We start from the raw sequence: 8,639 nt of genomic DNA on the forward strand, positions 1-8,639 counted from the left end.
GCCCTGACGCAATCAGGCGCGTTCGTAGTCGTTGCCCTGTCCTGTCTCCCAATGACGCTGATCCACGTTCGGCGAGCTGCCCAGCGAGGGCTCGTCCTCATGAGGCCCGCGGCTCGCCATGTCCGCGAAGCCGTGTGGGTCGTCATGCCACCCAAGCGCCGGCTCATCATCCGACGGATCTTGCTCGCAGTCGACCATCCACGCGAAGCCTTGATATGGCGTCCATGCATCCGTCTGGTTCATGGGGTGATCCAGTGCGCCTAGCGACGGCTCGTTCTCGGTGCCGTCCTCCTCGTCCAGATCGTCTTGCTCGAGCTCGGTCTGCACGTAGTCGTCGCTCGCATTGAGAAATTCGAGCAAACGGTCGATTTCGGTCGATGCCTTCTCCCTGAGTCTGCGGAGGCGCCTGAGCGTCCTCTCCCGCTCCCGCTGTTGGATAGCCAGTCTGCGGTCAAGCGCATCCTGAGTCAGTTCTGGCCCGTCTAGGGGCACACCCGTTGGCGGAGGGACATGCTTGGTCATTCACGCCTCCACCAGCATGCGGACGCGGTGGCCGGCGGTCGGGACCACCTCCGCGGCGCCGCCGGAAAGCATGGGCGGGTTGTCGGTCTCGGCGAGGTCCGGCGCGAGCCCGTCGTCTTCAGCGCGAGCGAAGACGTCGCGTAGGTAAGGGTCGCGGAAAAGGTTAGAGAGTTTTGTGGTAGAATCGTGCTTAGCCGATCGCATGGCTTGCTCCATCGCGTGAGGTTAGAGCCGGAGCTTGGTGCCCGCCTTGCTCCGGCTTGCTTTCGTGTTAACATGTACTCATGGCAAAGACAAGTCGTGATAACATGAAAACACCAAAGAAGCGGCCTGAGCAAACCGGCGATCTCGTCGGCGTTAGGGTCCAAAAGGACCTTGGCGTAAAAATTGACGACTGGCGCCGCCATCAGGAAGACCTGCCGGGACGCCCCGAGGCGATCCGCCGGCTGGTCGAGATCGGATTAAAGGCCAAGAAGCAATGACAGGACCGCGACCTGATCGGCAAGCTTGGACGCCCCAAGAAGACAAGCGGCTGCTTGAGCTTTCGGAAGCTGGGAAGACCGCGCCCGAAATTGCGAAGCTGTTGAAACGTCCGGCCAGCTCAGTTCGATCAAGAAAGAACCGGCTGAAGGCGCAAAAGTGATGCCTGCACGTCCCCCACATCTGCCTACCGTCCGGGAACAAGGACGTCTCGTCTCAACCGAGGTGGAGGCCGCTAGGGCTCGGCTTAAGCACGTGGTTCTTTGAGATCGGCTGCTGAATAGAGGACCCCTCACTCGTCCGTCGGCCGCTTTTGCTCTTTTGGCAAAGGCATCTTGCCCGCGTGCCGCGGTCTCTCGCTCTTACGTATTGGAATTATCTGGGCCGGCCCCTTCGGGCGTTTTAATTCGGGTTCAGGATCGTCCTGAGGCGGGTTCTCCACGAAGGGCGTCCATTCAACAACATCGTTTCCATAAACTATAGACCACCATTGATCCGTCAACGACGCGCCTCTCCACGGGAAAGGGTCGCCAACCTCGTCGTTTTCATCAGGCGTGCCAAGGTCGATGGGTATCGGCTTTGCCGGGCTCGTCCACATAACGCCCCCGTCCGGCAGCTCGACGTATTCGCAATATGCCGCATCGGTGCACTCGTCGACGACAAATTCGAGTTCGTCCTCGTCGTCTGCAACAAAGATGCCGACAAGATCTCGATTTTTGATGAGGCGCACAAGGTAAGCTGGCACGCAAAGAGTCCCCTTAGAAGCCGCTCAGCGTCGCAATTTTCGCGCTGCAATAGCAACACAATTATTGGGCGGCGTATTGCGGCCAACCTTTTGTTGCGCTTGAATGGCGCCTTTCAACGAAGGTTTTTCTTATGATGCTTTGTATAATTTTCGACCGGATCGGTGGCCGATGAGCGTCCGATGGGTCTTGGCGAACATCCTCCGAGACGAACTTAGCTCCCGCGGCATCCGCTCGCTGAGCGATGACGAATACAAGGAGATCGCCGGAGCCATTTTTGCTCGGATCGCCGAATTCGAATTAGAGTTGGCTGCGATCGATTTTGGTCCTCCGCGGCGCCCGACGCGCCAATGAGGCTCGAGACGACTTCCGAACCCCCGACAACGTGACGGTGACAGCAATGCTCAGCCGTTTGCGAGAAATAGTGTTTCACATCCAGCGTAGAACGCCCGGGGCGCGGTTTGCGGAGAGCATGCGAAGGGTGATCCGCTTGACCCGGCTTATGACCGCCTTCCGCGCCGCCGAAAGAAGGCAAGCGATCAAACGGGGCAAGGAATAAGTCCGGACTGAGGAGGGCCCCGCCAGGGGGCTGGAGATTACGGGTGCGAGGCCCTCCGCGCGTCCGCGGAGACAGACGGCCGCGCGGGGTCAAGTCAGGTCATTCCGAGTCGTTCCTTGACGCATAATCCTGTTGTGCAGTGCGCTGGCCATTGCGCTCGCGCGACGGTTGCGCTTGGCTATGGATTTGGCCGCTGGAGCCCGCAATGCGTTTTTTGACGCTTTTGATTGTCTGCACGTTTTTGGCGGGTTGCCAGACCGATAGCTCCACCCCGAGCGGTCGGCCTGAGGTCACCATCCGAAACCTCAAGCCCGATCAGGTCAAATCGCAATTGATCAACGCCATGATCAACGATGGCGGCCGACTGAAAAGCGACAGCCCGTATCTGGTCACGTTCGAACGGCCATGGGGCAATGCGGTGGGGGCCGCACTGGTTGGCACCTTGATCAGCACCGATGCCTCCAGTGCGGTCGAGCGCTTGTCGTTCTCCATTGCCGATACCGGCGCCGGCACTCGGATCGTGGCGGACCGCTACCTCGTTAAGGTGGGATCGTTCGGCCGAGAGGATGCAAGCCCGGCCAACAACGGCTTGGGCCTCGAGCCTCTGCAACAGGTTCTTGATCGGCTCGCAGCCCAGATCAAAACGTAGCCGCGGCGCCATACTAGCCAGAAGCTGCCCGACGCTCGGCCATCTTCGCCAGAACCCGCTTTCCCTTCGGAGGCTGCGCTTTCCTGGCCTTCGGCGGCACCGGTGGCGGTGCAAACATGCGCGCGAGCTTGTTGGTCAGTGCCATCCCGAGGTAGCGAGCCAGAGACTGTTCCGAAAACAGCTCGAGCGCTCGCATCGTCTCCAGCGTCTGCACCAGCGGCAGCGCATCGAAGGCCTCAATCCAGGCCAGACCGCGGTCGGTCCATTCCGGCCGCATCGCTCCGTGCACAGCGCTCACGATGGGCTCCACGAGCGCGTTTTCGTTGCCGTCGGATTCCAGGATGGTCCGGATCAAAAGCGTCACGCGCTCCGAGCCCGTGCCGCCCTCATAGTGGTCCCAGCGATATAAGATCTTTTGCAGCGTCTTGCGCGCGCCGGCGTCGATTAAGGGCACGTCCATGGCGTTCAGGAGCCCCTGCAGCTTCGCTGCGACCGCGGCGGCTTCCCACGGGTAGACGTCGGAAATCGCATGCAGCGCCTGTTTGCGGGCGGTAGAAGCACGCGGCATGGTCTTCCCCCTGAGAAGATTGATTTACGGCAACTGCGGAATCACGGTCGAGCCCTGGAGCAAGTGCATGTTTGCGCGATACTACTTCCCCACATCGAGCTGAAAGCCGACATCGCGAATGGCGCCGTAGATCGCGCGTGCGAGGAACTTGGCCTGGGCGTCCTTCAGATGCTATGCCTGGTCGGCAACGGCCAGCGCAACGAAGCCACGGGCGAGTTCGTCCGCGCGAAGAAGGTCGACGCCGAGCAACTGCATCATTGCCTCCGTGATCAGCCCGTGCGCGACGTGCGTGGGATCGAGCCCGAGCGCCTTTACCTGTTCCCCGACCATGTTGGCGAGGTGGTGCGACTCGACGAGGCTGGCCACTGGATGGAGCTGGATATGCTCGTCGGTCCCGCCCGTTAAATCTTCCATAACCATATTCTTGACCTCCGGTTGCGATCCGCAAAATTTCGTTCAAGCTGTCCATGTTCGCAAAAAACCCGCGCGTTTGGCGAACACCTTGTGATTTGCCGCCTGCGTTACACCCCGCAGGCGGCAAACTCATTTTAGACGGCGCGCAGCGTGCCCTTCTGCGGGCCTCCACGCGGTGGAGCCGGCTAAACGGCGCCGACGCAAGGCATCGCTGTTGCTGTGCCGCTTCAGCTCACCCATTCCAGGCCGTGAAGCCGGTCGGGATCGTATCGGCAAACGACGTGCTCCCGACATTAAGAGTCGCGCTGGCTGCTACTGCGTCGGAGATGCAGAAGCAGGGAAACAGCGTGCCTGTGATGGTTTTTCCACCCGTGCCGGCGGCTGGATCGTCATCGCCCCAATTAATTCCGTTTACCCGGAAGTACATTTTCCCGTTGTCAAAATCTACCGAGATCGCGACAACGTCGTTATCTACAATGACGCCGACTCCGGTTCCGGAATTCGACTCGCCTCCCGTACTGTTATCATGCCCGGTTTGCAGGGTGCTCCCGAAAGTGTCCCATATCCAATAGCTCGGGTATGCTCCGCTAGTCGCTTTTGCAGCGGTCGCTAGACCAAACTGCAAAGTGCTCGAGCCGGACCCGCCTGAATTGACCTTGATCTCAAAGTACCATTTCCGGTGGATTTGGACGTTGTGCCCTTAACCAGGTAGCCGTCGAAATCCGGAGCCGTGCCTGCGGCAGTTAGATTGCCGTTGCTCAACGTAAAGCTGGACGCTTTGTCTGCGGGATCCCATGTCGCTGCCGACGTGAGGGCGCCTGATCCGATCATACTCAGTGGAAAGGGAAGAAAATTCATGCCGTTCTCCTTTATGCGTTGCCGCGAGCCTTCGCTTCAGCCGCCCGCCGTTCGTGCCGCGAAAGCTTAACGAGCGAGCCTGTCTGCACTCTCGAGACGGGCGCATCCTTCGAGGGATCGATCCGCTCGCCAACGCGATCGTTTTCCCACTTGCGCACTACGGTTTCCGTCACACCGTTGGCATCAATGCGCGTCAGCACGGCTTCGCCTCCGATGCAGAAATTGTCGCAGACGGTCGGGAAGCGCCTTCGCAGCTTCGAGCGCTGTGCCGAAGCTCAGACCGTAGACCCCGAAAAGACCCAGGCTCTTGGAAAGCGAGCTCGATACGGCGCCTGTGACTCCGTTGATGGTGGTAAACTGCGTGGAGATGTTCGAGGTCGTCGCCCGGATCCTCGATGCCATTTCCCCGTAGGACAGCCCGGCGCGGTCGGCCATGCTCTTCAGCGTACCGGTCGCGACGCCGGCCTTCGCGGCAGCCGCGGCCAGGGCATCGCTGCTGTCGGTGGCTTGATCGGCCGCGCCGCTGAACCCCTTCAGCGCCGTCGTCGCGCCGGCGACTTGGCTTGAATTAACGGCCAGGCCCAGTTCTGCCACGTCTGACATGCGTTACTTCCCGATCTTCCGCGCGTTGCCGGTGGCGATCTTCGGCTTGAGGTTCGGGCCGGCGACGTTCGGCGTATCGCCGCTGACGGTTTTGCCGTTATCGCCGGTAACCTTGCCCGCGATCGCGTCTTCGCATTCTTTCCATGTTCCTCGTGCGATCTTCATCTCGTCTCTCCTTTGTTACGTGCTCGGCGCCGGTAGTGGCTGTTGCGGGGTCACCACCCCGGCGCCGAGCTTCCCGCCACAGGGAACCGTGGTCTCTCGCTTCTCATCATTTTCCTCGGGCCAGTTCTGCTGTGCATGCTGCCGCGACGATGGGCGTTGTTACGTGCTTAACCGTGCCGACGGCGAGCATCCGATCGAGACGGCCCACTACTGCTGCTTTGAAATTCTCGACGCCAAGCGTGTTGAGGCCGCGTGCGGCCTCGGCGATCTGCGCATTTTGCTCTTTCGTGAGCGTCATCATGCCGCGCCCCTGGTCTGCATTGGGCCCTTCAACTCGGCCTCGATATTCGCCGTCACAACATCCAGCGTCCGGGCCGCGGCGGCGATGGCGCGATCGATCTCGGTAATTTCTTCGATCTCCGGGCCATGCGCGGCACGCATGACGTTAGCCTGCAGTTGCTGGCGGAGCGTCGGGCCCATGTTCGGCAGAGCGCGAGGATCAGCCTCGAGCGCGGCCTCGATGTACAGCGGCTCGGCGCTGCTCCCGGCGAGAACACTGAGGAGATCGCGCCGCGACATGCCGCGCATGATATTTCGGGCTTCGATCTTGCGGGCAACGTGGGCGGGGTCGTCGGCCTTGTTGCCGGCGCCGGGCTTCATCTTCTCCATTTGCGCGGCCACGCGCCCCCGGACCTCCTCGAGGCTCCTGCGGGCCTTCTCGATATTGGCCGCGCCGAGCTCGTTGAGCTTGCGCATTTCCGCCTCGATGCCCGCAGGTGTGAATTTGCCGCTGGCTTCGAGTTCGGCGCGCTTGGCTCGCAGCGCATCGTATGTCTTGAGCGACCCCTGATAAACGTCGAGTTCGAGGATCGCGAGCGTGCCGTTCTTGGCGGAATCCCATTCCCATCGGGGAAGCCGGGGACCGTCGACGTAAACGATATTGCTGTTCGCCACGGGTTTGCCCAGCAAGCGCTCGCGGCCGCGGATTTGCTTGGGGTCAGTGAAGCGTAGTGACATGGTTTGCTCCTTACCTGCTCACAGCGTTGCCGCCGGCGAGGATGCCGGTCTCGATCAAGCCGTCCTGGATCTTCCGCTTTGGTTGCGAGTGGATGGTGATGCCGGTGCTGCAGTAATGGCCGAATAGCGCAACCGGCGTTTCGATCGGCGCGGCGATCAAGTTGAAAGCCCCAAACGCGACGTTTACGAAGTCGTCCGAACCGCCGCTGCCGTGGTCCACGGTGTCGCGACCAGACCTGTGCACGCGACGCTCGAGGAGCCGCATTTCGCGGATGAGCTGGGGTTGGTCCGGTATGCTGGCTTGGCCGCGCGTAAAGACAGGCAAACCTTCCAGATAGAGCTGGCTCTTCGGCTTGTCTGCTCGTCGGTAGGTCACGCCCGCGGAGCGGAAAGCGGCCGCAACCCATTCGCCGGCGAAGGCGTCTCCGACCACCTCAGGGCAGCGGTATTGCTTGGCCAGGATCGCAAATTCAATCGCGACGGTTGCCGGATCGAACGGAGGTTTGCGGCCACGCACCACGTCCGCGATAATGCGGTCGCCTTCCCTGTGCGCGATCCCGATGCAAAAGGCGTCATGGCGACCGGCGCTGGCATCGACAAAGCACCGGTATTTGTGCTCGTCGCGTGGCGGTAGCTCAAGGGGTCGCTCGTGATCAATCGCCGCGTCGATGGTGTCATCGTCCAGAAACTGCGAGAGATCGGAGCGAAACATCCCGCCCCACTCAGAAAGGGCTGACGTCGGATCGTCCGCCATCGCTCGGCTTATGACATCGTCTGCTAGGGTTGGATTGAACGCTTTGCTCTCACCCTGGATCACCAGGACAGCACCATCGTCAACGCCGAAGCTGGCCTTGTGCTTGGCATGGAGCAGACCAATTTTCCTGTAGGGCGACGAAATCGAGATCAGCATCCCGCCGGTCGTTGCCAAGGCCGGCATCACAGCGCGGTAAACCTCAAGGTCTGGGGAAGCGGACTCTTCGCTCCGCCAGAACGACGTTTCGTCGAATATTGCCGCCAGGAGTGTTTTGCCGCGGATGGTGCGATAGTTTGCCGGCTGTATCGAAATGGTGATCCCCCCGTGCAGCCTGATCTCTTCGGCCGTTACGTCTTGGATCGCACTCGCAAGCACGGGCGACGCCCGCAGGAAGCCCTCGCAGTAACTGAAGATGACCTTGGCCTGGTCCTTTGTCGCCGCGAGCACGACAACGAACCCGACCTCGCCGGGGGCGAGCTTGCCGGTGTGATCCACCAAGACGGCGAGATAGACCGCCAGCGCAGCCGCTACGCGCGACTTGCCGGAACGACGACCTAGGACGGCCCACAGCTCGGCAACGCGCTTGGCGGGCGGCTCCCGGCCTCCAGCGATGGACGCGAAGGCGTTCACCTCTTCCACGGTCAACCCAAGGCCGAATGCGGCACGCAACACCGCGCGCCACATCTGCCAACTGTCGGGATCGCCGAAACCCGCACCGAGCAGGTGGGGATCCATGATCGCGTCGTCGATAGTGACCGGCAAGGTCATGCAGCTTGCCCCGCTTTGCCGGCGAGGTAGTCCGCAAGCGAGGGGTTGGCATCAGGCTTCCTGGCCGTACCCCGGGCCAAGAGCGGCGCCAACGCACGCCGGAGCTCGCTGGTGACCCTGATCAGTTCGTCGCCGTCGACGGGTTCTCCACGAACTTGGCGGGCCTGCAACTGCTCGCCACGCAGCGCAAGGTGCGCCGCCTGTCGGATCTGGCTCTTCGTTGCCTCGGACAACTCACCGGCGCCGGCTTCGGTGGCGAACTGCTCGCACAAATCTCTGAAACGCCTCGCCGATGGCAGTCGATTGTCGGTGTCGGCGAGCCGCCATCGTCCGTTCGTTACCTTTGATTTGTTGGTGAGCGAAGGGGGAGCCCGCCGATGTGGCGGAGGCTGCGTTGTGGCTGCGAGTGTGCTGCGTTCGTCCTGCATTCCTCACAAGTGCGGTGATTTGTGTTTCGGCATGGAATAAGGACCCCGTTTTCGGGGTGATCGGCATTAAATCGGGACCCCGGGATAAGGGTCCACAGTGGCTTCCATCGA

The 8,639-nt window shown here is 61.3% G+C and carries 16 protein-coding genes; 4 read left to right on the forward strand and 12 right to left on the reverse strand.

The genetic code is table 11. The features are described 5' to 3' along the window. Nucleotides 1-12 precede the first annotated feature (12 nt). Both C7G41_RS21255 and C7G41_RS21260 read right to left on the reverse strand, forming a co-directional pair. Nucleotides 13-522, reverse strand: a complete 510-nt coding sequence (locus C7G41_RS21255) for a hypothetical protein (RefSeq protein ID WP_106944340.1) — start codon at nt 520-522, stop codon at nt 13-15. Next, complete coding sequence (locus C7G41_RS21260; RefSeq protein ID WP_146159783.1) at nt 523-726, reverse strand: hypothetical protein; 204 nt, start codon at nt 724-726, stop codon at nt 523-525. Between the two features lie 80 nt (nt 727-806). On the opposite strand from C7G41_RS21260, the gene C7G41_RS36985 reads away from it, so the two are divergent. Next, complete coding sequence (locus C7G41_RS36985) at nt 807-1,004, forward strand: hypothetical protein (protein WP_146159784.1); 198 nt, start codon at nt 807-809, stop codon at nt 1,002-1,004. Between the two features lie 290 nt (nt 1,005-1,294). Here C7G41_RS36985 and C7G41_RS21265 read toward each other — a convergent pair whose 3' ends face one another. Next, nucleotides 1,295-1,747, reverse strand: coding sequence for a hypothetical protein (locus C7G41_RS21265; RefSeq protein ID WP_106944342.1), 453 nt, complete (start codon nt 1,745-1,747; stop codon nt 1,295-1,297). Nucleotides 1,748-1,850: 103 nt separating this feature from the next. On the opposite strand from C7G41_RS21265, the gene C7G41_RS21270 reads away from it, so the two are divergent. Then, the gene (locus tag C7G41_RS21270; protein WP_245446604.1) at nt 1,851-2,099 is read left to right on the forward strand and encodes a hypothetical protein; all 249 of its coding nucleotides are present in this window, start codon (nt 1,851-1,853) and stop codon (nt 2,097-2,099) included. A gap of 410 nt (nt 2,100-2,509) precedes the next feature. Continuing rightward, nucleotides 2,510-2,953, forward strand: a complete 444-nt coding sequence (locus C7G41_RS21275; protein ID WP_106944344.1) for a hypothetical protein — start codon at nt 2,510-2,512, stop codon at nt 2,951-2,953. Between the two features lie 13 nt (nt 2,954-2,966). Here the strand turns inward: C7G41_RS21275 and C7G41_RS21280 are convergent, their stop codons facing one another. After that, nucleotides 2,967-3,521, reverse strand: a complete 555-nt coding sequence (locus C7G41_RS21280; RefSeq protein WP_106944345.1) for a hypothetical protein — start codon at nt 3,519-3,521, stop codon at nt 2,967-2,969. Between C7G41_RS21280 and C7G41_RS36990 the strand changes: the two genes are divergently transcribed. Beyond that, nucleotides 3,483-3,926, forward strand: a complete 444-nt coding sequence (locus C7G41_RS36990) for a hypothetical protein (protein WP_146159785.1) — start codon at nt 3,483-3,485, stop codon at nt 3,924-3,926. The two genes, C7G41_RS21280 and C7G41_RS36990, sit on opposite strands and share 39 nt — an antisense overlap. Nucleotides 3,927-4,167: 241 nt before the next feature. Here the strand turns inward: C7G41_RS36990 and C7G41_RS39010 are convergent, their stop codons facing one another. The 8 genes from C7G41_RS39010 to C7G41_RS21320 form a co-directional block, all read right to left on the reverse strand. Beyond that, entirely contained in the window at nt 4,168-4,620 is a 453-nt protein-coding gene (locus C7G41_RS39010) for an SPRY domain-containing protein (RefSeq protein ID WP_106944347.1), read from the reverse strand. A gap of 184 nt (nt 4,621-4,804) precedes the next feature. Then, nucleotides 4,805-4,993: a hypothetical protein gene (locus C7G41_RS21295; RefSeq protein ID WP_106944348.1), complete on the reverse strand. Its 189-nt coding sequence runs from the start codon at nt 4,991-4,993 to the stop codon at nt 4,805-4,807. Continuing rightward, the gene (locus tag C7G41_RS21300) at nt 4,977-5,396 is read right to left on the reverse strand and encodes a hypothetical protein (protein WP_106944349.1); all 420 of its coding nucleotides are present in this window, start codon (nt 5,394-5,396) and stop codon (nt 4,977-4,979) included. The genes C7G41_RS21295 and C7G41_RS21300 overlap by 17 nt, the downstream gene beginning before the upstream one ends. 3 nt (nt 5,397-5,399) lie before the next feature. Beyond that, on the reverse strand, nt 5,400-5,561 hold the full coding sequence (locus tag C7G41_RS37405) for a hypothetical protein (RefSeq protein ID WP_158268022.1): 162 nt from the start codon (nt 5,559-5,561) through the stop codon (nt 5,400-5,402). 106 nt (nt 5,562-5,667) lie between these two features. Further along, complete coding sequence (locus C7G41_RS21305; protein WP_106944350.1) at nt 5,668-5,862, reverse strand: hypothetical protein; 195 nt, start codon at nt 5,860-5,862, stop codon at nt 5,668-5,670. After that, nucleotides 5,859-6,578 carry a hypothetical protein gene (locus C7G41_RS21310; RefSeq protein ID WP_106944351.1) on the reverse strand — a complete coding sequence of 240 codons (720 nt, stop codon included), beginning with the start codon at nt 6,576-6,578 and terminating at the stop codon, nt 5,859-5,861. The genes C7G41_RS21305 and C7G41_RS21310 overlap by 4 nt, the downstream gene beginning before the upstream one ends. 10 nt (nt 6,579-6,588) lie before the next feature. After that, a complete protein-coding gene (locus C7G41_RS21315; protein ID WP_106944352.1) occupies nt 6,589-8,100 on the reverse strand; it encodes a terminase in 1,512 nt (503 codons plus the stop codon). Then, a complete protein-coding gene (locus C7G41_RS21320) occupies nt 8,097-8,372 on the reverse strand; it encodes a hypothetical protein (protein ID WP_106944353.1) in 276 nt (91 codons plus the stop codon). The genes C7G41_RS21315 and C7G41_RS21320 overlap by 4 nt, the downstream gene beginning before the upstream one ends. Nucleotides 8,373-8,639: the final 267 nt, after the last annotated feature.

This window comes from Bradyrhizobium sp. MOS002 (genome assembly GCF_003020115.1).
Taxonomy (GTDB): domain Bacteria; phylum Pseudomonadota; class Alphaproteobacteria; order Rhizobiales; family Xanthobacteraceae; genus Bradyrhizobium.

What these genes read in the sequence shown, in the direction of transcription:
- C7G41_RS21315 (WP_106944352.1), bottom strand. Translation starts at nt 8,100, where the DNA reads ATGACCTTGCCGGTCACTATCGACGACGCGATCATGGATCCCCACCTG.
- C7G41_RS21300 (WP_106944349.1), bottom strand. Translation starts at nt 5,396, where the DNA reads ATGTCAGACGTGGCAGAACTGGGCCTGGCCGTTAATTCAAGCCAAGTC.
- C7G41_RS21275 (WP_106944344.1), top strand. Translation starts at nt 2,510, where the DNA reads ATGCGTTTTTTGACGCTTTTGATTGTCTGCACGTTTTTGGCGGGTTGC.
- C7G41_RS21280 (WP_106944345.1), bottom strand. Translation starts at nt 3,521, where the DNA reads ATGCCGCGTGCTTCTACCGCCCGCAAACAGGCGCTGCATGCGATTTCC.
- C7G41_RS21260 (WP_146159783.1), bottom strand. Translation starts at nt 726, where the DNA reads ATGCGATCGGCTAAGCACGATTCTACCACAAAACTCTCTAACCTTTTC.
- C7G41_RS36990 (WP_146159785.1), top strand. Translation starts at nt 3,483, where the DNA reads ATGCAGCGCCTGTTTGCGGGCGGTAGAAGCACGCGGCATGGTCTTCCC.
- C7G41_RS21270 (WP_245446604.1), top strand. Translation starts at nt 1,851, where the DNA reads ATGGCGCCTTTCAACGAAGGTTTTTCTTATGATGCTTTGTATAATTTT.
- C7G41_RS37405 (WP_158268022.1), bottom strand. Translation starts at nt 5,561, where the DNA reads ATGAAGATCGCACGAGGAACATGGAAAGAATGCGAAGACGCGATCGCG.
- C7G41_RS21305 (WP_106944350.1), bottom strand. Translation starts at nt 5,862, where the DNA reads ATGATGACGCTCACGAAAGAGCAAAATGCGCAGATCGCCGAGGCCGCA.
- C7G41_RS36985 (WP_146159784.1), top strand. Translation starts at nt 807, where the DNA reads ATGGCAAAGACAAGTCGTGATAACATGAAAACACCAAAGAAGCGGCCT.
- C7G41_RS21255 (WP_106944340.1), bottom strand. Translation starts at nt 522, where the DNA reads ATGACCAAGCATGTCCCTCCGCCAACGGGTGTGCCCCTAGACGGGCCA.
- C7G41_RS21310 (WP_106944351.1), bottom strand. Translation starts at nt 6,578, where the DNA reads ATGTCACTACGCTTCACTGACCCCAAGCAAATCCGCGGCCGCGAGCGC.